Source organism: Kitasatospora sp. NPDC057904, from assembly GCF_042887925.1.
Lineage (GTDB): Bacteria > Actinomycetota > Actinomycetes > Streptomycetales > Streptomycetaceae > Kitasatospora.
The window spans coordinates 99,526-123,630 of sequence record NZ_JBHVOL010000002.1 but is presented as its reverse complement, the minus strand read 5'-3'; the positions used below and the strand labels follow the sequence as shown (position 1 = coordinate 123,630).

The 24,105-nt window shown below is 70.5% G+C and carries 21 protein-coding genes; 10 read left to right on the top strand and 11 right to left on the bottom strand.

The window, feature by feature from the left end; translation table 11 throughout:
- Positions 1-85: 85 nt before the first annotated feature.
- The 3 genes from ACFVSN_RS06085 (at position 86) to ACFVSN_RS06075 (ending at position 6,098) form a co-directional block, all read left to right on the top strand.
- The gene (locus ACFVSN_RS06085) at positions 86-1,573 is read left to right on the top strand and encodes an RICIN domain-containing protein (RefSeq protein ID WP_387596689.1); all 1,488 of its coding nucleotides are present in this window, start codon (positions 86-88) and stop codon (positions 1,571-1,573) included.
- Between the two features lie 103 nt (positions 1,574-1,676).
- Positions 1,677-4,022: an alpha-L-fucosidase gene (locus tag ACFVSN_RS06080; RefSeq protein WP_387596686.1), complete on the top strand. Its 2,346-nt coding sequence runs from the start codon at positions 1,677-1,679 to the stop codon at positions 4,020-4,022.
- Between the two features lie 132 nt (positions 4,023-4,154).
- Positions 4,155-6,098 carry a LamG-like jellyroll fold domain-containing protein gene (locus ACFVSN_RS06075; RefSeq protein ID WP_387596683.1) on the top strand — a complete coding sequence of 648 codons (1,944 nt, stop codon included), beginning with the start codon at positions 4,155-4,157 and terminating at the stop codon, positions 6,096-6,098.
- A 40-nt stretch (positions 6,099-6,138) separates the two neighbouring features.
- Here the strand turns inward: ACFVSN_RS06075 and ACFVSN_RS06070 are convergent, their stop codons facing one another.
- The gene (locus ACFVSN_RS06070; RefSeq protein ID WP_387596681.1) at positions 6,139-7,029 is read right to left on the bottom strand and encodes a LysR substrate-binding domain-containing protein; all 891 of its coding nucleotides are present in this window, start codon (positions 7,027-7,029) and stop codon (positions 6,139-6,141) included.
- Between the two features lie 125 nt (positions 7,030-7,154).
- Here ACFVSN_RS06070 and ACFVSN_RS06065 point away from each other — a divergent pair, with 125 nt between their 5' ends.
- The 3 genes from ACFVSN_RS06065 (at position 7,155) to ACFVSN_RS06055 (ending at position 10,837) form a co-directional block, all read left to right on the top strand.
- Positions 7,155-8,225 (top strand): bile acid:sodium symporter family protein, encoded by a 1,071-nt coding sequence (locus tag ACFVSN_RS06065; protein WP_387596678.1) that lies wholly within the window; start codon positions 7,155-7,157, stop codon positions 8,223-8,225.
- 417 nt (positions 8,226-8,642) lie between these two features.
- Positions 8,643-9,626 carry a hypothetical protein gene (locus ACFVSN_RS06060; RefSeq protein WP_387596675.1) on the top strand — a complete coding sequence of 328 codons (984 nt, stop codon included), beginning with the start codon at positions 8,643-8,645 and terminating at the stop codon, positions 9,624-9,626.
- A gap of 557 nt (positions 9,627-10,183) precedes the next feature.
- Positions 10,184-10,837: a septum formation family protein gene (locus tag ACFVSN_RS06055; RefSeq protein ID WP_387596672.1), complete on the top strand. Its 654-nt coding sequence runs from the start codon at positions 10,184-10,186 to the stop codon at positions 10,835-10,837.
- A gap of 160 nt (positions 10,838-10,997) precedes the next feature.
- Here ACFVSN_RS06055 and ACFVSN_RS06050 read toward each other — a convergent pair whose 3' ends face one another.
- From ACFVSN_RS06050 to ACFVSN_RS06005, 10 genes are all read right to left on the bottom strand, one after another.
- Positions 10,998-11,609 carry a hypothetical protein gene (locus ACFVSN_RS06050; RefSeq protein ID WP_387596670.1) on the bottom strand — a complete coding sequence of 204 codons (612 nt, stop codon included), beginning with the start codon at positions 11,607-11,609 and terminating at the stop codon, positions 10,998-11,000.
- Between the two features lie 408 nt (positions 11,610-12,017).
- On the bottom strand, positions 12,018-13,373 hold the full coding sequence (locus ACFVSN_RS06045; protein WP_387596667.1) for a hypothetical protein: 1,356 nt from the start codon (positions 13,371-13,373) through the stop codon (positions 12,018-12,020).
- A 620-nt stretch (positions 13,374-13,993) separates the two neighbouring features.
- A complete protein-coding gene (locus ACFVSN_RS06040) occupies positions 13,994-14,623 on the bottom strand; it encodes a hypothetical protein (RefSeq protein WP_387596664.1) in 630 nt (209 codons plus the stop codon).
- Positions 14,613-14,846, bottom strand: a complete 234-nt coding sequence (locus ACFVSN_RS06035; protein WP_387596662.1) for a hypothetical protein — start codon at positions 14,844-14,846, stop codon at positions 14,613-14,615. Before ACFVSN_RS06035 ends, ACFVSN_RS06040 begins: the two co-directional genes overlap by 11 nt.
- A complete protein-coding gene (locus ACFVSN_RS06030) occupies positions 14,843-15,388 on the bottom strand; it encodes an HIT family protein (RefSeq protein WP_387596659.1) in 546 nt (181 codons plus the stop codon). Before ACFVSN_RS06030 ends, ACFVSN_RS06035 begins: the two co-directional genes overlap by 4 nt.
- The gene (locus ACFVSN_RS06025; RefSeq protein ID WP_387953795.1) at positions 15,385-15,861 is read right to left on the bottom strand and encodes a GNAT family N-acetyltransferase; all 477 of its coding nucleotides are present in this window, start codon (positions 15,859-15,861) and stop codon (positions 15,385-15,387) included. The genes ACFVSN_RS06030 and ACFVSN_RS06025 overlap by 4 nt, the downstream gene beginning before the upstream one ends.
- A gap of 21 nt (positions 15,862-15,882) precedes the next feature.
- Positions 15,883-16,110 (bottom strand): hypothetical protein, encoded by a 228-nt coding sequence (locus ACFVSN_RS06020; RefSeq protein ID WP_387596653.1) that lies wholly within the window; start codon positions 16,108-16,110, stop codon positions 15,883-15,885.
- Positions 16,107-16,592, bottom strand: a complete 486-nt coding sequence (locus tag ACFVSN_RS06015; RefSeq protein ID WP_387596650.1) for an NUDIX domain-containing protein — start codon at positions 16,590-16,592, stop codon at positions 16,107-16,109. Before ACFVSN_RS06015 ends, ACFVSN_RS06020 begins: the two co-directional genes overlap by 4 nt.
- The gene (locus ACFVSN_RS06010; RefSeq protein ID WP_387596647.1) at positions 16,562-17,518 is read right to left on the bottom strand and encodes a phosphotransferase family protein; all 957 of its coding nucleotides are present in this window, start codon (positions 17,516-17,518) and stop codon (positions 16,562-16,564) included. Before ACFVSN_RS06010 ends, ACFVSN_RS06015 begins: the two co-directional genes overlap by 31 nt.
- Positions 17,515-17,835 (bottom strand): NUDIX domain-containing protein, encoded by a 321-nt coding sequence (locus ACFVSN_RS06005; protein ID WP_387596644.1) that lies wholly within the window; start codon positions 17,833-17,835, stop codon positions 17,515-17,517. The genes ACFVSN_RS06010 and ACFVSN_RS06005 overlap by 4 nt, the downstream gene beginning before the upstream one ends.
- Before the next feature lie 237 nt (positions 17,836-18,072).
- Between ACFVSN_RS06005 and ACFVSN_RS06000 the strand changes: the two genes are divergently transcribed.
- From ACFVSN_RS06000 to ACFVSN_RS05985, 4 genes are all read left to right on the top strand, one after another.
- Positions 18,073-19,506 (top strand): site-specific integrase, encoded by a 1,434-nt coding sequence (locus ACFVSN_RS06000; protein WP_387596641.1) that lies wholly within the window; start codon positions 18,073-18,075, stop codon positions 19,504-19,506.
- A 158-nt stretch (positions 19,507-19,664) separates the two neighbouring features.
- Positions 19,665-21,365 (top strand): hypothetical protein, encoded by a 1,701-nt coding sequence (locus ACFVSN_RS05995; RefSeq protein ID WP_387596638.1) that lies wholly within the window; start codon positions 19,665-19,667, stop codon positions 21,363-21,365.
- Positions 21,362-23,500: an integrase gene (locus ACFVSN_RS05990; RefSeq protein ID WP_387596635.1), complete on the top strand. Its 2,139-nt coding sequence runs from the start codon at positions 21,362-21,364 to the stop codon at positions 23,498-23,500. Before ACFVSN_RS05995 ends, ACFVSN_RS05990 begins: the two co-directional genes overlap by 4 nt.
- Positions 23,500-23,940, top strand: a complete 441-nt coding sequence (locus tag ACFVSN_RS05985) for a hypothetical protein (RefSeq protein ID WP_387596632.1) — start codon at positions 23,500-23,502, stop codon at positions 23,938-23,940. Before ACFVSN_RS05990 ends, ACFVSN_RS05985 begins: the two co-directional genes overlap by 1 nt.
- Positions 23,941-24,105: the final 165 nt, after the last annotated feature.

Genomic DNA, 24,105 nt, shown 5'->3' with positions numbered 1-24,105 from the left:
TCTGGACAAGCACCCGATGTTTGGGCCTTAATCCATCCCATGTCATGGACGTTTCCGACGCATGTCCTTTTGGAGAGGTGACCCCTTGTCCCGCAGTCCTTCAGGCGACACCCGGCCGGTCGGCCGGTGGCGGACCGCACTCGCCGGACTTCTCGCCCTGCTCGGCGCCTTCGCGGCGGTGCTGCTGCCCGCCGCACAGGCCCAGGCGGCCTCGGCCCCGGTGCAGTTCACCCTGGGCGGCGCCCGCACCGACCAGAACGGCAACGCGCTGCAGCTGCACGGACTGGGCATCCTCAAGGTGGGGAGCACCTGGTACGGCTTCGGCGAGGACAAGACCGGTGAGACGTCGGCGAACACCTCGTTCCAGGACATCCCCTGCTACACCTCCGGCGACCTCGGCGCCTGGACCTACCAGGGCGTGGCACTGGCCAAGCAGAGCAGTGGAGATCTGGGGCCGAACCGGGTCGTCGAGCGGCCGAAGGTCATCTACAACGCGTCGACCAGCACGTACGTGATGTACGTTCACATCGACAGCGGCGACTACTCCGAGGCCAAGGCCGGTGTTGCCACCAGCAGCACCCCGTGCGGCCCGTACGTCTACCGGGGCAGCTTCCGGCCGCTGGGCAACGTCAGCCGTGACCTGGGCCTGTTCCAGGAGTCCGACGGCACGGGCTACCTGCTGACCGAGGACCGCAACAACGGCGGCCTGCGGATCGACAAGCTCTCCGCCGACTACCTCTCGGTCGACAGCCCGGTCGCGCTCCTGGGCGGCGGCAGCATCGAGTCCCCGGCCATGGTGAAGGTGGGCGGCATCTACTACCTGCTGGGGTCGCACCTGTCGGGCTGGTACCTCAACGACAACGTCTACGCCACCGCGACGTCCCCGAGCGGACCGTGGTCGGCCTGGCGGGACCTGGCCGCCCCCGGCACCAATACCTACGGGAGCCAGACGGCCAACATCATCACCGTCCAGGGCACTTCGGGCACCACGTACATCTACGCGGGGGACCGCTGGGACACCGGCGACCTGGGCGGATCCAGGCTGATCTGGCTCCCGCTGACCATCAGGGGGACGACGCTGAACCTCGGCCAGTACCCCACCTGGTCCCTCGACACGTCCGCGGGCACCTGGTCGGCCGGCAGCGGCCTCCCCTCCGCCGGCACCTACACCCTGACCAACGCGGCCAGTTCGATGCCGCTGGACGTGTCCGGTGCCTCCACCTCCGCCGGAGGCGGGGTCATCCAATGGCCGTCGACCGGCGGTGCCAACCAGAAGTGGACGCTCACCAGGGTCGCGGACAACGTCTACACCCTGACGAGCGCCAACAGCGGACTGTGCCTGGACGTCCCCGGCTACTCGACCGCCACCGGCGTGCAGTTGCAGCAGTGGACCTGCAACGGCGGCACCAACCAGCAGTGGGCGCTGGACCTCGTCGGCGGCAAGTACGTGCTGGTCGGCATCGCCAGCGGCTTGACCATCGGCACCGGCGGCTCGACCACGCAGGGCGGGGCCGTGGACCAGGAGCCGGGCGGCAGTTCGAGCGCCGCCAGTGAGAGCTGGACCCTTTCCTGACCGGCTGACGGCAGCGGGCCCGGTCGGCAGCCGGGCCCGGCCGGCAACGGGCCCGTCCGGGGACTCCAACACCACCGTTCAGACTCGAACCGGAGGAACAACAGTGCCGGACCCCATCTCGCGCAGGTCGCTTCTCGTCGGCATGGCGGCCATGACGGTTGCCGCGACGGTGGTCCCGGTCGCCGTGACGGCGCCCGCGTACGCCGCGACGGCGGCGGACCCGCTGCCGCTGCCTCCCCTGCGGATCCCGCAGACCGACCTGGGCCTCGAACAGCAGCCGGACGCCAAGATCCAGTGGCTGATGGACGCCAAGCTGGGGATGTTCATCCACTGGGGCGTGTACGCGGGCCCGGCCAAGGGCGAGTGGTACATGCACAGCGCCGCGGTCACCCCGGCGGACTACCGCAAGTACGTCACCGACGCGACGAGCGAGCAGTTCACCGCCGATGCCTACGACCCGGCGGCGTGGGCCCGACTGGCCAAGGACTTCGGGGCGAGGTACACGACGCTCACGACCCGCCACCACGACGGCTTCGCGCTGTGGCCGCTGAACCACCCCGACAGCTGGAACTCCGGGCAGGCGCCCCTCAGCCATGACTTCGTGAAGGACTATGTGGCGGCGGTGCGGGCGGCCGGCCTGAGGGTGGGCCTCTACTACTCGCCGATCGACTGGCGCTACCCCGGTTACTACGATGTGAGCGGTACCAACTGCGCAGCGAACCCTTGGGGTTACACCACCGATCCCGCGCACAAGGAGAACGCGCGGATCATGAAGACCGAGGTGTACGAGTCGGTCAAGGAACTCGTCACCCGGTACGGCGTGATCGACGACCTGTGGTGGGACGGCGGCTGGATCGCCGAGCAGGGCACCGACGCGGCCGGCGCCTTCTTCTGGGAACCCGGCCGGTTCCGCGACACCGCCAACCAGTGGCCGGTGGACGCCGCCTACGGCGAGACGGACGCCGACGGCAGGCCGCTGGGCCTGATGGGCATGGTCCGCAAGCACCAGCCCGACATCGTCGCGACCTCGCGCTCCGGCTGGAAGGGCGACTACGACAGCGACGAGGGCCCGGGGGTCCCGACCGGGGCGGTCCGCACGGGCAGGCTCGTCGAGAAGGTCTTCAGCATCATCGGCACGTGGGGCTACTCCAACTCCTCCGTCATGGGCTACGGCACCGCGATGGACATCCTGGTCAACTGCTGGGTGCGGAACATGACCGTGATGGTCAACGTCGGCCCGGACCGGCACGGCACCGTCTCCGACGCCCAGGCCGCCCTGCTGCGGCAGATCGGCTCCTTCATGAGCGCCTGCGGCCGGTCCGTCTACGGCACCCGCGGCGGGCCGTGGAACCCGCTCGACGGCCAGTACGGCTACACGTACAAGGACGACACCTTCTACGTCCACCTGCTGCCCGGCTACAGCGGAACCACCTTCACCACCCCGCCGATCGGCGACGCGCAGGTCACCCGCGTGTTCGACGTGCGTTCCGGCGGAAACCTCGGCTACACCGTCAGCGCCGACGGCCGGGTCGCCGTCGCCGGCATCGACCGCACCACCCACCCTCAGGACAGCGTCGTCGGCGTTGTCCTCGACCGCAGCGTGCAGCCCGCCGACGTCGCGGTCGCCGTCGGCGCGACGGCGACCGCCGACAGCGAGGAGAGCTCCAAGGGCAACACCGCGGCCAAGGCCGTCGACGGCGCCACCTCCACCCGCTGGTGCGCGAACGACGGCGGCACCGGCCACTGGCTGAAGGTCGACCTGGGCTCGACCCGTTCCCTGACCGGCACCCGGATCGCCTGGGAGCTGGACCGGACCAACTACCGGTACAAGATCGAGGGCTCCACCGACGACGCAGGATGGACCACGCTGGCCGACCTCACCGCGACGACCGGCACCAGCCAGGTCCAGGTCGCCCAGTTCCGCACCCGGGCACGGTACGTGCGCGTCACCGTCACCGGGCTGCCGGACGGCGTCTGGGCGTCCATCAGCACCCTGGAGCTCTACGACCGGCCCTTCGGCGCGGACCTGGGCACGTTCACACTGGTCAACCGCCGCAGCGGCAAGGTGCTGGACGTCGGCGACGCCTCCACCGCCGACGGCGCCGGCCTCGTCCAACGGCCCTGGACCGGCGGCGCCGACCAGCAGTGGAAGCTCCTGCCCAACGCGGACGGGTCCTACCGGCTGGCCAACGCCAAGAGCGGCAAGGTGCTCGACAGCCCCGGCAACTCCGTCCAGGGCGCGAGCCTCGACCAGTGGACCGGCGACGGTGGCGACAACCAGTCGTGGCAGCTCGTCCCCTCCGCGACCGGCGGCTACTACCGGCTCGTCAACGTCCGCAACGGGTGGTGCGCCGACGTCAAGGACGCCTCCACCGCCGACGGCGCCCAGGTCATCCAGTGGACCATCACCGGAGGTGACAACCAGGACTGGCAGATCGTCGCCCTGTGACGGGGGCCGCTGTCGTGATCGCGGCATTCGGCCGCTGTTCAGCGCGGCGTGGCCACGTGGATGACCTGCGACAAGGTTCGGTCCCTAACGTCCGGTGAACCGTCCGGGGCCACACCACTCCTTGGAGCGATCATGCACGATTCCCATCCGTCCGACGCGTGCGCCTGCCCCCGGACCGCGGAACTCGACGGGGGCGGGGCAGCGGCGGCGAGCCGGCGGCGGTTCCTGCGCGGGGCCGGGCTGCTGGGGGCCGGGGTCGGCTCGGCGGGGCTCGGGCTGTTCGGCGTCGCCGCCCCCGCCGAGGCCGACGTCAAGCCCCGTACCCGCCCCGAGGGTTGGGAGCCCGACCCGGACAGCCGGCAGTTCACCTTCGTCGTCATGCCGGACACGCAGTACCTGTTCGACGAGGACCGGATCCACCCCGCCCCGCTGGAGGCGTCGTTCCGCTACGTCCTCGACGGCGGGACGAACCGCGAGGGTGGCGGGGACGACAACATCGTCTTCCTCGCCCACCTCGGCGATGTGACCGAGCACGGGCTGCCGGCCGAGTACGCCGCCGCGACGAAGTCCTTCGCGCTGCTCGACGACGCCGGCGTCGCCTACGGCGTGCTCGCGGGCAACCACGACGTCCGCTCCTCGACCGACGACCAGCGCGGCAGGACCCCGTACCTGGACACGTTCACCGCGGCGAGGGCCGCCCGCACGCCCGGTTACCGGGCATCCAGCCCCGACGGGTACAACACCTGCCACGTCTTCACGGCGGCCGGCCGCGAGTGGATGGTCCTCTCCCTGGACTGGCGCCTGTCGGACGCGGGGTTCGCCTGGGCGAACAGGATGATCGCCGAGAACCCGAAGCTGCCGGTCATCCTCACCACCCACGAGATGGCCTACGCGGACGACAGCGGCAAGGCGAACCTGTCCGACTACGGGAAGCGCCTGTGGGAGAAGCTCGTCAGCGGCAACGACCAGGTGTTCCTCACCGTGAACGGGCACTACTGGCCGCCCGGCCGCACCGTCCTGCGGAACAAGGCCGGGAACGATGTGCACGTTCACATCACCAACTACCAGGACCGCTACTACGGCGGCGCCGCGATGATCCGCACCTACCGCTTCGACCTCGACCGGAACACGATCGACGTGTCGACGTTCTCGCCCTGGATCCTGGAGACGGCAGCGGAGGAGCGCAACGCCCTGGCCGCCCGGGAGGCCGAACTGACCTCCGATGTCGACCGGTTCTCGATCCCGATCGCCTTCGAACGCCGCTTCGCCGGCTTCGCCCCCGTCCCGCCGCGTCCGGCTCGCCCCGCGAGCGAGCTGCTCGTCCGCGACACCCTCGCCTACTGGCGCTTCGACGGCGGGGGCAAGGCCGGCACCGGCGTCCTGCAGACCGTCCGGGACCTGACCGGCCAGGGCAACGACCTGGTCCGCCAGGCCACCCCGGGCGCGCCCGACACCGCACTCGCGTGCTCGTCCGACCACCACCCGGACCAGCCCGGGCACGGCAGCCTGCTCTTCGACAGCCGCAACAAGCCGCCGGTCGGCGCGTACCTCCAGACCGTGCCCACCGCGCCGGTCAACCGCGAGACGTTCGAGCACGGTTACACGATCGAGGCCTTCTTCAAGCTGCCCGCGGACTGGGACCCGGGGGAGAACGCGTGGTCGGGGATCCTGAGCCGCTGGGGCATGAGCGGCGAGGCCGGCAAGAGCGGGGACGCGACCGACCCGCAGGAGCCGGTCGTCACGCTCAGCCTGTCCGAGGCGCCCGCGCTGCAGTGGTGCGTCTACCCGCTCAACCAGACCGGCGCGTCGACCTGTTGGGGCCACCAGCTGCCGCTGGACCACTGGTGGCACGTCGCGGTCGTCAACGACGGCCGGCTCAACCGGATGTACGTGGACGGCTGCGAGGTGGCCCGCAACCCGTCGACCCCGGCCGTCGGCCTGACCACCCTCGGGCGACCGTGGATGTTCGGCGGGTACGAGTACGCGGGCGTACTCGACAAGATCTTCCACGGCTGGATCGGCGACGTGCGGATCGTGAAGCGTGCGCTGTCGACGGGGGAGTTCATGATCTCGTGACGCCGAGGCCGTGCCGGCCGACTGGGGCGACTCCGTCCGCTCAGGGTTGCGCCCGCTCCGGGGCGCGTTGCAGCCGGAACGCGTCCGCGAGTACGGCCTGGGCCAGGACCCGGGCCGGGCCGCGGGCCGTGGTGCGTCCCGTGGTGAGGGCGAAGTCCGTCGTGCCCAGGTCCGGCAGGCCCGGCCGGCCCGGCTGGTCGGGCAGCGGCCGCAGGCCCGACGGGATCAGGCTCCGGGCGTGCGGCACCACCCCGAGACCGGCCAGCGCGGCGGCCCGGACCCCGGACAGGCTGGTGCTCGTGCAGGCGATCCGCCAGGGCCGGCCGTCGCGTTCGCAGGCCTCCAGGGCGCGCGCCCGGGTGAAGCTCGGCGGCGGGTAGACGATGAGCGGCAGCGGCTCCGCCGGGTGCTCCAGCCGGAAGTCCTCCGCCGCGACCCACACCAGCCGGTCCTGCCAGACCAGTTGGCCCTGGGCGTCGCCGCCCGGCGGGCGCTTGCCGAGCACCAGGTCGAGCCGGCCGTCGGCCAGCTGCTCGTAGAGCACGGCGCTGAGCCCGACGGTGAGTTCGAGGTCGACCTGGGGGTTGCGCCGCCGGAAGCCGCGCAGGATCTGCGGCAGTTCGGTGTCGACGAAGTCCTCCGACGCACCGAACCGCACCCGCCCGCGCACCTGCGTCCGCGCGAAGTAGCCGAGCGCCTGCTCGTGCGCCTCCAGGATCGTCCGGGCGAAGCCGAGCATCGTCTCACCTTCGCCGGTGAGCTGTACGGAATGGGTGTCGCGCACGAAGAGGCGCCGGCCGGCGGTCTCCTCCAGCCTCCGCACGTGCTGGCTGACCGTCGACTGCCGCAGCCCCAGCCGTTGGGCGGCCCGGGTGAAACCGCCGGTCTGGGCCACCGCGAGGAAGGACCTCAACTGCACCGGATCGAACATCCAGCCACTCTATCGGCTGATATCACGAATCATGATGACAGTGAGTGCAGCCAGCGGGATTCACAATCACCCGAACGGGCGAAAGGCTGAGACCGTCCCACCCGAAACCACCCGCGCGGAGAACCATGCCCCGCCCGAACACCCCAACCCGCTCCCGCCGCTTTCCCACCCGGCCAGTGCTACACCGCTGCGCCCGCCTCCGCGTCGACCCGTTCATCGCCTCCCTACTCGGCACCGTGCTGCTCGCCACCGTACTGCCGGCCCGTGGCGGCGCCGCACCGGTCGTCTCGGACGCCGCCACCGGCGGGGTCGCCGTGCTGTTCTTCCTCTACGGTGCCCGGCTCTCCGCCCGTGAGGCCTGGAACGGACTCAAGCAGTGGCGACTGCACGGCACCGTGCTCGCGGTGACCTTCCTCCTCTTCCCCCTGCTCGGGACGGCCGCCCATCTGCTGGTGCCGACCGTCCTGTCACCGCAGCTCTACCAGGGCCTGCTCTTCCTGACCCTGCTGCCCTCCACCGTGCAGTCCTCGATCGCCTTCACCTCCATCGGCCGCGGCAACACCGCCGCCGCGGTCTGCAGCGCGACCTTCTCCAGCCTCTTCGGCATCCTCCTGACCCCACTGCTCGCCGCCGTGCTACTGCACACCAAGGGCGGCATCTCGCCGGGCACCGTGCTGGAGATCGCCGAACAACTCCTCCTGCCCTTCGCCGCCGGCCAGTTGCTGCGCCGCTGGATCGCCGCCTGGACGGCCCGCCACCGCGCCGTCCTCGCCCTGGTCGACCGCGGCTCGATTCTGCTGGTCGTCTACAGCGCCTTCGGCGCCCCCGTCGTCGGCGGGATGTGGGACACGCTCTCGCTGCCCCGGCTGGCCGCCCTACTGGTGGCCGAGTCGGTGTTGCTGGCGCTGGTCCTGACCATCACCCTGCTGGCCGGCCGCCGGCTCGGATTCGACCGGGGCGATCTGATCGCCATCGTCTTCTGCGGCTCGAAGAAGAGCCTGGCCAGCGGCGTCCCCATGGCCGCCGTCCTCTTCCCCGGCCCGGCCGCCGGCCTGATGGTGCTGCCACTGATGCTCTTCCACCAGCTGCAGCTGATGGTCTGCGCCGTCCTCGCCCGCCGCTGGGGCGCGGAGGCCCAGGCCGCCGAGGCTGCGGCACGGGCGAAGCCCGTACGAGTGCTTGACCACTCGGTGTGACCTTGCTGCTCGTATCCGTGCTGGGTGGGGTGATTGGCATCTGAGTATCAACGCATTTGCTTTACAGGCAGAAGTGTTGGCGCGGGTCCGGTAGGTGCTGCGATGGGTTCACCCTTGGCGTCGGAGAGTCCCATAGAACGCCACAATGACAACTAACTCGCTCTGGCGGCCGTCTCCTGTCGGATGTCGTTCGGCAGTGCGAATGGCCCGGCAAGCGGCAGTGGCAATGTGCCTCTGATGTGTCAACTGCCTTGTCGCGTAGCGGGCGTGTCGCTGGTCGGGGAGGTGCGCCCGACGTCATGCTGAACCGGCTGATCCGCCAGGACAGCGTATGGCCTTCGACCAGACTTGAGGTGCCAGGACTTGGCCGATCGTGATTCTCATACCGAGCGGACAGCCACGCGTGAGGACGCAACAATGGACGACGCGAGGGACATCTGGGACTTCCTCGCCGAGCAGGATGCGGCCCAGGCCCAGGCGAAGGACGCGCCGTTGTCCGACGGTCCTGCATCCGGGGTGTACGAGGACGGAGTGTTGTCGGGGGAGCAGCTTGAATTCGGAGCCGAACTCGACGACTCCGTCTACCTCAGTTGTGGACAGCTCGCTCGCATCGATCTTCGGGCATCTCTGGAGGCGGTACTCGCGGCCTGGGTCGAGGTGGTGCCGAGTGGACCGGAGGTCGTGGACGATCTACGCGCCGTGCTGAGCGCAGGTATTGCGGTGCTGCAGGAGCAGCCGCAGCAGGGACCACCAACTGCTCAGGGAGTCACGGCCCGTGAGTCGGCCCCCGTTGTGGACGGAGTCAGCGCGGCGCTGAGGGAAGCCGGTAAGGATGCTGCGATCGTGCGGGACGTCCCGCAGTGGCTGGAGATCCAGACCGTCCGTGGCGCTGCGCGGCACCTGTGGACGACGCTGGCGGAGCGGTCCGGCGAGTGCTTCGACCGGTTGGTCGGTGATCGTCGGGTGCTGGAGTTCCTACGCGATGTCTCGATCGTGGCCTGCGAGCGGATCGCGCGGCTCGCTCATCAGGGAGCGGATTGGCTTCGGCGTCATCAGGGGCCGTTGCCGAGCGCGGAGGCCTTGCTCGCTGTCGGTGGGGCGGCCGGCGCCTACAGTGCCTCGCTTCGGAGGCAAGCGCTTCCCGGCGCTGGGGCCCTGCTTGCCGGCGCGATCGCCCCGCCTGCTGTCGTGGAGGTTCCGATGCTTCGGAAGATGGGACAGGCCTTGGATCGGCCCGGGCCTGGTTCGGTGCGCGCCCGGAAGGTTTCGGCGAGCGCGGCCAAGGCCCGATCCTCGTGGAGGCCGTCGAAGCAGCCGACCGCCACGTCCGGTGAACAGCCCGAGCATCTGCGCCGCTCGGGGCCGGCACCGGCGTCAGGCCGAAGTCGGCAGTCGCGGTGAGACGAGCAGGTTCTGCTCGCTGGGGGAACCGGCTGCTGCCGCCCAGTCATGCAGCGCCGGGGATCGTCAGTGAAAGGAGTCGTCGATCACTGCGGTGGCGACCGCGAGCGCGTTGTTCAGCTTGACGGTGAGGGGTTCCGGGAGGTCGCCTGAGGCTAGTGCGCAGCTGGCGAGAGTGTGTTCGAATTCGGTTGCCTTTACGGGGTCGGGGTGATGGCGGACAGCTGGATGGGCGAGGAAGTCGCGCAGTGCGTAGCCGTCGCGGACCTCGCTCGTCCGGTGGGCCAGGTGGTCGATGAGGGGTCGGGCGGTGGCGGTTGTTGGGCCTGCGGCGTGGATGGCGGTGGGGGCGAGCCGCGTGGTGAATGCGGCCAGGCCGTCGCAGAGTTCCAGCGCCAGGCAGTGATCGGCGGCGGAGTCGGCTGCACGTTGGTCGCCGGGGTGGCACAGGGCGGTGTGGACAGCGGTGACGGTGATCTCCCACGGGGCGCCGAGCGGGGTGGCTTCGAGGAGGTCGAGAGCGTCGGAGCGGTCACCTGCGGTAGGACCGTACCCGCGTGCGACCGGTGTCCTGCGCGGAGCGCCACTCCGGCGAGGTATTCGCCGTGGCGACCGCGGACGACCCGTTCTACCCGGGCCCGTACCCGCTCCAGCGCGAGACGACCAAGGCCTGCGAGGCGCAGCGGAACGCCTACGCGATGGACACCTGGGCCCTGCCGCGTTCCGTGCGCGTCCACGACTACCTGCCCGACGAGCAGTCCTGGGAGAGCTCGGGGCACAGGATCGTCTGCTGGTTCGCCGACGACGAGGGTGACCGGACGGGTTCGCTGCGGCGCGACGAGACGACCCTGACCACGGAACAGATCGGCTACCTCCAGGTCGCCGACCGCATGGAGGGCGAGCTCGCCGGCGCGCCCCGCAGTATGGACCTGGACGCCGACCCGACGAGCGCACGGCCCTGGGCGGACCGCCTGTCGGCCGCCGTCAACGCGGAGGTGGCGACGCTGGATTCAACCACCTGGAGCGACCGGGTCCGGCAGCCCGCAGCCGATCTGAAGGCCGAACTGCTCCAGATGCTGCCGGCGCTGGCGGCACTGCGGACCGCCTCCGACGGCACGAGCGCACAAGAGGACGTCGCAGCCGTTCGCAGCCACGGCGGCCACACGCAGGCCGCCGCCGTCCGGACCGCGCTCGGCCTCACCAGCGAGTAGCCGGCCCGGCCGAATTCCGCACTGTCAGTGGGCCGATGCGGGATTCCGGTCTCACGGCGTGCGGTGGAGGGTGAGGTCCGGGTCGGCGCCGGAGGCAAGGCGCAGCCCGCCGAAGCCGTAGGCGACCACGCGGTGCTGCCAGGGCAGTTGAACGGCGAGCTCACCGGAGGCCGATGAGGCCCCAGCCGCGGGACTCGGCTCCGGCGACCACCTCGCCCCACTCGTGCAGGAGTGCGGCGGCGGCGTCGAAGGTGGCGGGCCGGCAGGAATAGCCGGCGCACTCGGCGTCGAACGGGGCGCGGAGTTCCTCCAGCCGTGGTGCGGCTGTCTCCCAGGAGCGGGCGAGGACGGGGATTTCGTCAGGGGTGCAGAGCAGGAGTACGTGCGGGTGCCAGGGTGAGGGGTCGTCGGGGAAGCCGGCGGCCGGTGCGGGGCCGTCGTCCGGTGGCTCGGGGATCAGGGCGCCGAGGAAGCGGTCGAGGGCCGCCCGTAGGTCGGGGGCCGCCGATCCTCTGATGTCCGCCCAGGCGGCGGCCAGGTGCCAGTGAAAGCTGTAGGAGCCGGTGGTCCCGTAGAAGCTGTACCGGGCGCACCAGGTCGGCTCGGGCGGCCAGACCCAGCCGTCGGGCTGGGCGACGGCGAGGGCGGCCGGGACCGGATCGCTCCAGGGGACGGGGAACACGGTGTCGTCCAGTACGTCCAGGCGCTCGTCCGCCGGTATCCGGGCCAGCCGGTTCCAGTCGGCCATGACCACGGTGATGTCCAGTCCCATCCGCGCAGGCTAACAACAGGGTCCGACACGGTTCCGGCGGGACCATCTCGGGAGTCGGGAGCCGGTGGACCTCCCTGGACGGTTCGAGGGGCGCGAGATCTCCGACAACCTCAGGCACTCGCCGCCGCCGGCGACTCACCGCGCGCCGGCCGCCGACCTACCAACTCGGCGGGCGGCGTGGCATTTCGAACCCCGCTGCTCCGGCAGGCGCCTCGGACGAGCGCCCGGGGCCCAGGCCCGCCCGCCCGGCACCATCGTCCGCGATCTTCGAGGCAGCGGGGGCACCGGAGTGGCGACGGGCCAGGACAGTACGGGTACCGCCGTTGATCAGGCCCTGGCCCGGTTCGGTCCGCTGCCGCTACCCGCCGTGCTCCAGCTGACCGGGGGCGGGCCCCAGACGGCGGTGCGTCAGCTCGTCTCCAGCCCCAGCCCCGTGGCGAGGAAGAAGCCCCACGCGGGTCCGAGGCATACCCGGCGGGCGGTCACCTCGCCGTGGTCGCCGGTGAGGCCGCGGGCGGCCAGTTCGGCGATGATGAGCGCGGCGACGTCGGTGGCGGTCCGCGCGGTCGGGGCGGGGAACTCGGCTTTCCAGCGCTTGCCGGACGGATGCCACCCGTCGGCGGTCATGGCCGCCGCCACCACCTGCGGGTCCCCGGGCCGGGGACCGACGCGGAGCAGGAACCCCTTATCGGTGTAGTACGTGAAGGAGATTCCGCCGATGATCCGGCGCGAGGCGATGGTGAACGTGACCTTTTCCCCGGGCCGCTGGACGGGCAGCTGCTCGATCCAGGCGGCGAACTGCAGCTCCAGCGCCTCCCTCAGGTGCGGCAGATTGCCGGCCAGTCGGCCGCCGGGCAGGTAGACGGCGGTCTCGCCGGGCCCGTACAGGTGCAGCTGCCAGCTGTACGGCAGCCGCGAGAAGTCGCTGCTCCCGTCACTGCCCGGGCCGCCCCACCGGAAGATGCCGAGTTCCTCCGCCTCGACCGCTTCGGCCGAAGCGGTCTCGACCCACACCTCCTGCCGGTCGGCCCGCAGCCGCAGCAGCGTGGTGTCCTCGCCGCTGCCACGCCACCGGACGTCAGGCCCGTCAGGGCCGCCCCCGTACAGCGTCGGGTCGCCGAGCACGCCGCACACCGCCCGGTAGACGTCGGCGAAGACGTCCCGTCGGTGTTCGAGCGCGGGAGACTCGGCGAACCGGTGCAGCGTCAGTCGCTGGTCCCGCTCTCCGCTATCCCACAGCGGCGGGAGGTCCTCGCTGATCCGTCCGAGGACGTCCTCGTCGACGTGCTGCGCGCCGGCGACTGCCTGGTGCAGCGAGACCCATGCCCACCGGTCGTTGCTCTGCAGCAGCATGACCCGTTCTCCCGAGCGCCAGCGCAGCCCGAAGCCCTCGGCTCCCGTCGGTGCCGGCGTCGGCGTGCCGACGGCGCCCAGCGCTTCGGCGAGCTGCCGCAGGGCGGCCTGCCGCTGGTGCGGCGTTGCCGTCGGGGCGAAGTCCAGCAGCCGCATCAACCGGACCCGCCGGTAGTGCGCCTGCTTGGGGGCGGTGGCGTCGAAGTACAGTTCCGTCCCGCCGGTCGGGAACATTCCGACGGCGAGCAGGTCGTTCATCTCCCGGCGGATCCTCCAGCCGGGGCGCTCGGCCACCAACCGTTCGACCGCAGACCGGTCCGCGGCCCACGGCAGGTCGTGCAGGGTGCGTACCAGCTCGACGGTGGTGGCCAGGTCATGCGTCCACGTCACGGCGGGGGTCGTCTCACTCATGAAGTGGATCATCGCAGCCGCCACCGACACCGCCCTCAGCGGCCTCCTCTGGTCTTGACGTTCAAGGCCCCGCATCGAACAGCACGGCCGGAAGCCCGCCACTCGGATCTGCGGTCTCGCGGGCCGCGTCCGGTGGTTGGTGCGCCAAGCCCGCGAGCGGGCGGCTTCCCGTGGGCGTCCGAGCCTGCACGCGTGCGGGCTGGAGGTAGTCCCGCTGTCCCAGGACCGCAGGTCGTGTGAGGCTTGGTCCCCTCAGGCATCCGCGGCTCGTTGGGCCCGGTATGGCAGACGCGAGGGGTCGGGAATTGGGCGAGGGCCGGTGACGTGGGCGCTGGCGGTGAGCGAGTCAGGCGGCGGACGTGCGTTCGTGTAGCCCATCGTGGAGGTGGGGGACGTCCTCGACGCGTGACCTGCCGGCCACATGCTGGCGCCGGGGCCGGCAACGGGCCGAGATTGCGGTTTGAGGCGAGTCAGGCACGCTGCTTTCGTGAATTTCATGCCTGCCTGGCCGCGGTCCCGAGGACTCCCTGGCCCCGCCGCACGGGCTGCGGCCCGGCAGCCGGATCGGGAGCCGCGGGCCACCCCGGTGGCGCTGGCCGGAGCGGTGTGGAGGACCGGGGTCAGGTGAAGTCTGCACCGTGCCACGGCAGCAGCTGTCCGGTGTAGGGGTCGATGCCTGCTTCGTAGCGGCGGCGTTCCTCGCGCCAGTGAACGAAGTGGGGCGACGGGTCGCCCCACAGGGAGGCGTCGCTGAGCGGACAATCGGCGAAGTCCCGGGTGAACAGGCGCCGCAGGAACTCGGTCATGCCGCAGTCGTGGATCTGCCAGTGCGGCGATCCGTGCCGCTTCCACACGAGGACCGACCACGTGTCGGGGTCGGAGCCGGTGGTGAGCCAGCCGAGCATGTCGGCTCCGCTGCTGGTGCCCCATGCGATCACCGAGGCCGGGGTGGCGTCGACGCCGGCCGGTCCGCCGTCGTCCGACCAAAGGCGTCGCATGATGGCGGTCTCGCTGGCCATGCTGCCGAAGCCCGGCCCCTCGGGTGGCTGCGTGGTCTCCTCGGGGACGTGGATGCCCACCGACTCGTCGATGCCGCCGGCTCCGTAGACGGCCATGAAGGCCATGTAGTCGGACGGGAACCCGACACCCCAGGCCTGCCCGACCGCGGTCCAGTCCACCTGCTCATCGGCGCCGTCGCGCGGTGACATGACGGCTGTCAGGGCTGTGATGGGTGCTTCCTCAGTCGTCATGTTCCCTCCTGGGCCTTGATCGTGACCGCACGGTACCGGGCCCCGCCGACATTGGGCAGCGCGACCGCGCACTGCGGGTGGTGACGGTGAGGAATCCGACCGTCAGCATGGTCTGCTCGTGGTCGTCGAAGCTGTAGTCGTAGCGCAGTCGGCCGCCGAACAGGAACCGCTTGCTGTCGGAGACCTCGCCCTCCTGTTCGGGGTTGGGTGTGCGGGCCTTCAAGCGGTCTCCTCCACGTGATTTGGACGGGTCGCCGGCGCCACCGCGTCTTCCTGGGCGTTGCGGTGCAGCCGGGCACGGAGCCGGGCGGCGAGGTGCTCGGACTGCTCGGGGTCGTCCGGCAGGACGCCGGCTCGCTCGGTCATCAGCGCGTGGAACTGCTGCTGCTCGTAGGGGATGCCGGGTGGCAGGGCGGCGATGTGCCAGTGGACGTGGGCGTTGCCGTGCCGGCTTCCCAGGCTCAGCACGTACACGCGCTCGGTCGGGACGGTCGCTGCGAGCGCGGCGGCGACCCGGTGGACCACGCGCTGAAGGGCCAGGTACCGGTCCTCGGTGAAGCCGCCGATGGTGTCCTCGACGTGGGCGTGCGGGGCGACCAGCACCTTGCCGGGCAGGGTGGGGTAGCGGTCGAGGAACGCGACGTGGACGCCGTCGTCCAGGACGATCCGGTGCTCGTAGCCGGGGGTGCCGGCGAGCATCGAGCAGATGAAGCACGGCCCGTTGCGGGCCCGCTCGTTGTAGGCGTCGAGGTCGAAGGCGCTCACCGCGTGCAGCCCTCCGGGCCGGGGCGCAGCGCCATGTAGCCGTCCAGCGGCCCGAAGCCGAGGGACTGGTAGAGCGGGGCACCGGCCTCGGTGGCGCGCAGTTCGATCGAGCCGCAGCCGGCTTCCTTGAGGGCTTCGATGAGTGCGGCGGTGGTGGCCCGGGCGTGGCCGCGGCGGCGGTGGGCGGGGTCGGTGGCCACGGTGTGGATGCGGCCCCACAGCCCGCCGGGGTGGGTGGGGCCGCGGTAGCCGCGGTAGACGATGCCGATGGCGCACGAGGCGAGCGTGTGCGCGTCGATGGGGACGACGTAGGCGAGCAGGTTCGGGTCGGTGCCGAGGCGGGCGCGCATGTCGTCGCGAAAGGTGGAGCGCCACTCGTCGGTGAGCTGGGCGCTGTCGAGGACCGCGACGCGCAGGCGCAACAACTCGTCGGCGTCCTGTGGGCCGGCGAGGCGAACGGAGAGACCGGACACGACGACTCCTCCAGAAGACGGTCAGGGGGACAGAAGCGGTGGCGGGGGATCGAGGCGGACGAGGTGATGGTCGGTTACGCCGTCCGACCGGTGCACGGTTCGGTAGACGTACGGGACCGTGCTGCCGGAGAAGACGACGACGCCTCCCTCGACGACGGGCTGTCCGTTGGCGATGGCTCGCAGCCGGGCGTCGGTGTCGGCCGGCAGCTGCGGGTCGGGTGGTCGCCGGTGTCGGCCTGTTGCTGTCACGCGCCGACCAGAGTGTGCAGGTCGAAGGGCTTACCGTCATAGCCGTGGGTGGAGAAGCCACGTCCACCGGACAGGTGGAGGGTGAGGGCGGCGTGGGAGGTCGGGAACATCGGCAGCGGCAGCGCGTCGACCGGGGACCAGGCGACGGAGAGGTGCTTGGTCGGTTCGGTGTTGGCCAGTTCGCCGCGCCAGGCGGTGGCGAGGAACGCGCTGAGCAGGAAGGCCCCCTTGCCGTCCCAGCCCTGACGGACCTGGATCGTGTGGACGAGCCGCAGATCCTCGGGCTCGACGAGCAGCCCGGTCTCCTCGCGCAGTTCGCGGGCGGCGGCCTCGTCGAGGCGCTCTCCTACCTCGACCTTGCCGCCGGGGATCGTCCACGCCGGCGTCGCGCTCCAGCTGTTCGTGGCGTAGTGGATCGTCGCGACCAGGCCCTGGACCTGGTCGTGGACGATCACGGCCACTGCCTGGCGAAGGCTTTCCACGGTGCTACCTCCAAGATGGTTGAACGGAGCGAGGTTTCAGACGGTCGCTGCGGGGCGGCGTAGCTGTTCCAGGACGAAGCGGGTGTATCCGACAATCTCTTCGTCGTTGTGGTGGTCGAGGGCCAGCGCAGGGCGGCGGGGCAGTCGATCGCTGCCCAGGCCCGGCACGCCGCCTGCTCGGCGGTGGTGAGGTCTCTCCCGTAGCCGGTGAGGAACGCCGTGCGGAGGTCGGGCCGGTGTGGCGTGAGTTGGAGCATGACCCGCATCAGGTCGCGCCGCACCGGCTCCTTGACCTGGCTGCGCTCGAAGTCGATCACGCCGACGAAGAGCCGGCCGTCGCCGGAACGGCAGACCAGCCAGTTCCGCGGGCCGCAGTCGCCGTGGCAGGTAGCGATGGCGGTCTTCGGGAGTTCGGCGCGAGTGGCCTCGGCCAGGACCTTGACGTCCCCCTTCGAGAGCTGGGCGTCCCGGGCGCGGGCGAGCGCCCGTTCGCGCTCCTGGCTCCAGGGCAGTCGCTTGCCGAACACGCCGTCGGCGATCGGGTGGGCGTGGATGCGGGCCGCGAGCAGGCCGGCCTGCCGGTACACCTCGCATTCCTCGGCTGCGCTGAGAGCGGCCGAGATCACGGGCGTGCCGGGTAGCGTGGCGGTGACGAGGAGCAACGAGCGGACGTCTTCGGCGAGCAGGGTCGGGGCCCGGCCGGGGCCAAGGGCAGGTACCAGGCCTCGGTACGCGGCGGTTTCGCGCCGGTGCATGAGCTCGTTCTTGGGCCGCTTGGCGAACATCCGGCGCCCGTCGCCGGTGCGGACCTCCCACACCGCCGGCTGACCCGCACGGTTCCGCGAGTGCACGCCCAGCGGCTCGTACGGACCGGCCGTGCTGCGCAGCAGCCGGTCGGCGTCGTCGGGGAGGGCGGGCACGGTCATGCCGGCCAGCCGACGGTGGACAGCGCGTTGCCACGTGTGATCTCGCCGAGGGCGTGCGCGGTGTAGGGCACGATGTCGACCGGTAGCCGACCGATCGGCCACCAGCGCAACTCGTTGCACTTGTGTGGCTCGGCGTTGCGCACTGTGCCTTCGTAGCGGCCGGTGCGGAAGAAGAGCTGGAGTCGGCTGCGGCCGTCGTCGGCGTCGAGGTGGTGCAACGTGTGGGCGAGCGCGAGGTCGGCCTCGGCGATGGTGACGCCGAGTTCCTCCTCGGCCTCGCGCGCCATCGCGCGGGTGATCGACTCGCCCCGCTCCATGTGCCCGGCCGTTCTCCGGGCATCCGCATGTTGTAGAAATAACTCTCTGAGCATGGGGGAATTATGGATGGTCTGGGGCGATGGTCCGTTGACTTCTACGACATGGTGGGGGCAGTTCCGTTTGCCGCTGAGGAAGAGTTCGCGTGGTTCGGCGGCGTCCACGAGCGAGCTGCTCGGAACGGGGCTCGGCACGGCACTCCGATCTTGATCGCTCCGACGGGCTATGCGGACCCGCGAGTGAACCTCTTCTTCCGCACCGGCTCGATGGCCGGCGCGCCGGTTGGGACCATGCGCCGGTACGCGTACTCGCTCGCGGTCTGGCTGACCTTCCTTCATGTCTTCGGCCGCACCTGGGACGAGGCCACGGCGGGCGACATCGAGGCGTTCAAGGACTGGCGCATCACCGACGTCCGAAACGAGGAGCGGGTGAGGGGGACGAGCTTCGACACCGACCGGGCGGCGCTGAGCTGCTTCTACGTGTGGGCCAAGCCGCGCTACGGCGTCGACAATCCCGTGCTGTCGCTGCCGAGCCAGTCCGAGCGATCGAGGCGGCCGTCCGGTGTGCTGAATGAGGACGGAGTTCCGCTGGCCGGGAACGGGCGGGATCCGATCCGGCCGACCGCGACTCGGCGGCGCCAGGTGAAATGGCTGCTACGAATCGGGTTCGAGCAGTGGCGGAACATCGGTCTGCGCGGCTACGGCTTCGACGGCCTGCGGCGAAGCGGCTGGCGCGGGTACAACGAGGACCGGGACACAGCCTTCGTCGACGGGCTCTACGGGACCGGCCTGCGGGTCCAGGAGTGGGCGAGCATCTTGGATGTCGAGCTGCCGCTGTCCGAGGAGGGGCGCTTCCCGCGGGCCTGGCTGGCGGAGGCGTGCATCAAGGGGGCGAAGGAGGGGCGGTACTACCGGATTCCGCGCCGGGTGATGGCTTCGGTGGCCTCCTACATGGACGAGTGGGAGGGTTCCCGGGCAGAGGTGATCCGCCGTGCCCAGCGCGCTGGGCGGTACGACCGCCTCACCGGGGTGTGGATCGTGACGGGCTACAGCCCGCGAACACGGGAGCTCCACCTGGAGGGACGGTCCGAATCGTCCGTGCCAACGGCGCTCGACGTCATAGGCCCGGACCAACGCAGACTGCTGTTCCGCCGAACGCCCAACGGCCTTGAACCGCTTGCGGTCTGGCTGTCTCACGACGGGCTGCCGAAGAAGGTCGGCGGGTGGGAAGATACCTTCCGCGATGCCAACGAGCGGATCGCCGACCTGTGGGTGGACTTGGCCGCCGAGACGCTGACACCCGAGCAGCGCGAGCGGCGCCGGGCGGAATGCCCGCTGTGGGCACGAGCCCATATGCTCCGTCACTCCTTCGCCCTCCGCTGGTTCCTGGTCCTGTCGATGGTCTGGCAACCGCAGGTCCAAGGCTTCAGCGATGAGCAACTCACGGACCTGCGCGACCAGTTCGGCGATGTTTGGTATGCATTGTCCATTTTGATGGGACATGCGCATCCGGATACCACTCGCGACTACTACCTGGAGCCGTTCACCGGACTCCAGGTCGACTACCTGATGGCGTTGCTGGATGAGGACGAGCAGACGGGCGTGGACGCCCTGGTCCGCGCGGCTGCCGCGGACAGCGGCCTGGTGATGCGCGGTGTGAAGGGGGCGCGGTGAGCCGGGGAGGGCGCCGGGCGTCCCTCCCGGAGCCGTCTTGGCAGCCGCCGCAGCGTGGAATCCTGCCCGAAGGCGGCGGGACACTGGTCCGCTTCCTGGAGGAGTCCGGCCGCCGGGCCAGAACCTATGACTTCTCGAAGTTCAAGGTCGCGCCCGCCATGCAGCAGTGGCTGGCCCGATCCTTCAGTCGGAGAGTCGGTACAGCCCGGACGTCGAGCAAACGCTTCGGGACCGCCGAGGGGCACTTCTACACCGCCAGCAGCTTCGCCGACGTCCTGGCTGGCTGCGATCCGAAGCCGGCTTCACCCGATGACCTGACGGGCAATCACATCCAGGCGTACGTCGACTTCTACGACGGCCGACCTGTGCAGCACGACTACGTCAAGCGCCTACGTACGCTGCTGCGGGGAGACCCCGAACTGCCCGAGGACGCCTGGCAGACGCTGCTGGACGTGCGTGTCAAGGGGGCCGAGATCGAGCGGCCCGGATCGTACCCGGATGCGGACTGGCAGGCGATCATGACGGCGGCACGCCGCGATGTCCGGCTCGCCCGGGAGAGGATCGAGGTGGGGCGCCGCTTGCTGGCCCGTTGGCGCGCCAACGACTCGAGCCTGAGCCTGCATCAGTCGGAGGTGGGCTCGCTCCTGGACATCTTCGACCGCACCGGGGAGCTGCCGCGACTGCCCTCGGGGAACCACAACAGGGCGGTCGTGCGGGCTGGCGGCTTTCGGGTCCTGGCCCCGCGTCTTTGCCTGACGCGGTCGGAAGCGACCGCGTTCTGCCTGCTGCTGACCGGGTTGACGCAGGAGAACTTCGGCACGGTGGCCACCTGGCCCGCCGCTCACTTCCACCCCGGCGGAGCGCGGGAGAACGAGGGACTCGTGCTGATCGAGGAGGCCAAACCGCGCCGCGGTCCCGAGCGGGAACACATGATCGCTGCCCTCGAGGACCTGCCCGCCGATCTCGCCGACTTGCTCGGCGCGAGCGCCGAGGAGCGCCGGCTGATGCGCTCCCCGTTGCGGGTGTACCAACTTCTCTTGTCGCTGAGCGAGTTGGCACGCCGACACGGCGGGGCATCGGCGGCGTTCGCCTCGCTGTACCTCGGCAGCGGCAAGACCGGATCGTCCTGGGGCGTGGGTGCGGACGCCAGTGACGTCCTGGCGTGGGCACGGTCGCACGGGTTTCCCGCTGCCAGGAATGCCGTGCCCGGCGGACCGCCGGCGGTGGACGTGAAGAGGATCCGGCAGACGGCACTGGAACGCCGTCGCCACCCGGTCGCGCACTCGCGGCGCACCCTCAATGACCTCTACCTCAAAGGCAGCCGCACCGTGCAGGCCGACAGCCGACGGGTCGTCGCAGCCGCGTTACGCCAGGAGGTCGCCAAGGCCCGCGCAGTGCAGGCCGTCCTGGTCTTCACCGCGGACTTCATCGAACAGGCCCGCCAGGACCTGGCCGGGGCCGCCGCGCAGGTCGGGCTGGAACCGCAGTCGCTCAAGGAACTCCTCGGTGCCCAGCGTGACACCGCCACCGTGGGCTGCGTCGACCATCTCTCCAGCCCCGTCGCAGAGGCCGGTCAGCCCTGCCCGGCCTCGTTTCTGGACTGCCTGAGCTGCGCGAACGCCCGAGCCCTCCCGCACCAGCTCCCGATCCAGTTGGCCGTGCGCGACGGCATCCTCCAGCGCCGGCCCAACCTCGACCCGGCTCTGTGGCGAGCCCGCTTCCGCAATCCCCTGCAGCAGCTGGAGGACATCATCGACCACTACACCGACGCCGAGCGCGGCAAAGCCCGCGCGGACCTCACGGACGACCACCAGCACCTCGTCGACGATCTCCTCGACGGCCGATTGGACCTGCGATGACCACAGCCGCGCTCCGGCCGCTCGAACAGCAAGAGAATCCGTGGCCAGCCGCGGACACGGTCATCCTGCGCAACCGAGCCCTTCGCGCGGGAACCGATCCGGCCATGCTTTCCCGCTTCGGCGATCCGCTCTGGCACATCAAACCCGCGCACCCCGACGCGCACGTCAACGTCGCCGCTCTGATCTGGGCCCGCTACCCGAATACCCTCCAACTCCCGTTCAAGACCTTCTTCCTGGCCGCACTCGACCACCCCTACCCCGGGGACCCAACCGTGCAGCGCGGCGGTGAGCGCGCCGGCGTCGCCACCTTCCGCTACTGGTTCATGGACCTGGAGATCTTCGCGAAGTGGCTCGACGACCACGGGATCACACGCCTGTGCGATGTCACTGCGCAGGCCCTGGACGCCTATCGTGCACATGTCCTCGGTCTCTCACGCAAAGAGGGCCGGAAGATCGACATGCTTGCCGCAGTCCGCACGTTGTGGCTCTACGGCCCCCACCTGCCCGAGGAAGGACGCCTGTCCACTGGCTACCCGTGGCCGGGAGCCTCCGACGACGATCCGAAGCGCCCGGCCGAAGGCCGCGAGAACAAGACGCCCCGGATTGCCCCGGAGACCATGACCGCCCTGCTGGCCTGGGCCTTGCACGTCGTGGAGGCAGTGGGCCCGGACGTCCGCGACGCCTGGGTGACCCACCAGCAGATCAACGCGGGCGTCCACCCCTCCCAGGCCGAGTTCCGCGGGCCGACCGCCGACCGCTTGCTGCAGTACATCGAGCGGTGCCGCCGCACCGGCGAGTCGCTTCCGGGCCTCCGGCACAAGGACGGCACGGTGACGGTCAACTGCCACGCCATCAAGCGCATGATCCGCACGCCCGAACTCAAGGTTCGCGTGGGCATCACCCCGAACCAGAAGCGGATGCTGAGCGACTCAGGGCTGCCGGTCGCGCAGGACACCTATGTCGGGCAGATCGCCGGACTGATCGACGGCCGGCCCTGGCGCGAGACGCCAATCACCCTCGCAGAGCTGCGGACGCTGGTCCGCATGGTCGCCGCCGCCTGCTTCGTGGTTATCTGTTACCTCAGCGGCGCTCGCCCGGGCGAGGTGCTCAACCTGCGGCCCGGCTGCCGGGAAGTCGATGAAGAGACCGGAGAGCTGCTGATGGTCGGCCGTCGGGGCAAGGGCTTCGACCGCGCCTCACTGCTGCCCGAGGAGGCGACGGAAGACCAGCGCCCGTGGGTAGTCGTCGCCCCGGTCCACGCCGCAATCGCCCTGCTGGAGAGCCTCGGCGAATACCCGTTCCTCTTTCCCGCCAGCTTCACGAACGCGCACGCCGCACGCCCGAACGAGTTCAATGCCCGCCAGGGCTGGTCGATCAACAACGACCTGGAGGACTTCCTGGCCTGGGTGAACGCGACCTTCCACTGCCCCGGTGAAGCCCTGCCGATCCCACCGGATCCGACCAAGCACCTCCATGCCAGCCGGTTCCGGCGCACGCTGGCGTACTTCATCGTCCGCCGGCCACGCGGACTGGTGGCAGCCGCCCTGCAGTACGCCCATGTCCACACGAAAGTGACCTTGAGCTACGCGGGGCGCTCCGACACGACATGGATGGACGATATCCACATCGAGACCCTGGAGATGGTGCTGGAGCAGAACGAGCAGGACGCGCGCCTACTCGATGAGGGCGAGCACGTGTCCGGGCCCTCGGCCGACGAGTATCGGCACCGGGTGCGGGCTCGTGCCCGCTTCTCCGGACGCGTGGTCACCGCCGAAAAGAGCGTGGAGCGGCTCCTGGACCAGGCGAACCCGAACATCCACCACGGCGACGGCATGACCTGCGTGTGGCGACGCGAGACCGCGGCCTGCCGCCAGGCCCGGCTCGAGGCCGGCCTGCCCGCAGAGGACGGCCCCGACGAGTCGGAATGCCGCTTGGCGTGCACCAACCTGGCCTACACCGACCGGAGCATCGTCGAGCAGCGACTGCGACTCAAGCAGTGGGAGGTCACGGCAGCGGACCGGCTGGCACCGCGACCTCTGCGTGACCGTGCCGCAGCCCTGGCCGCCGGCAGCCGCGCCATCATCGACGCGCACGAACACACGACGGTTTCCAACAACCAGACGCGGGAGCACTGATGGGACGCCGACCACGCGACCAGGACGCCGATCGGGCCGCCATCCGCGCGGCGGCCGACCGTCTCCTGGCCGGCACACCCCTGCGCTCGTCGTCCGGAAAGCTCACGGCTTCCGAGCTGATCACCGAGAGCGATCTTCGGCGCGACATCGTCTATGGCCACACCGACCTCGTCCAGGACTTCCAGGCCCGAGCCAAGGCCCAGGACTCCACCCCGACCGCGATGCAGGAACTCGCCGACGCCAACCGCACCCTCAAGGCAGAGACAGCCGAACTGAGGACCGAACTGGCCGAGGAGCGGTCGAGAACCAAGGTGATGCGCCGGATCATCGCCGAACTGTCGCTCGAACTGGAGCAGGCCAAAGCGGAACTCGGCGCCGCCGCCGGCGTGACCCAGCTGCCCGTTCGGACTCGTTCTGTGGGGACGGCGAAGCGTGATTAGCTCTCTGCGATCAAGGCAGAGCAGGGCCGGCCGGTACGCTTTCGCAGCCTTCACCCGACTGAGCGCCGTAGACGGGGACCGGGATGGTGGCCTACCTGCCGCATCGGCCGCGTCCTGGCCGTCGCCGCTCGACGCGGCAGATTCGGACGCATAGCGCCGCCGGCA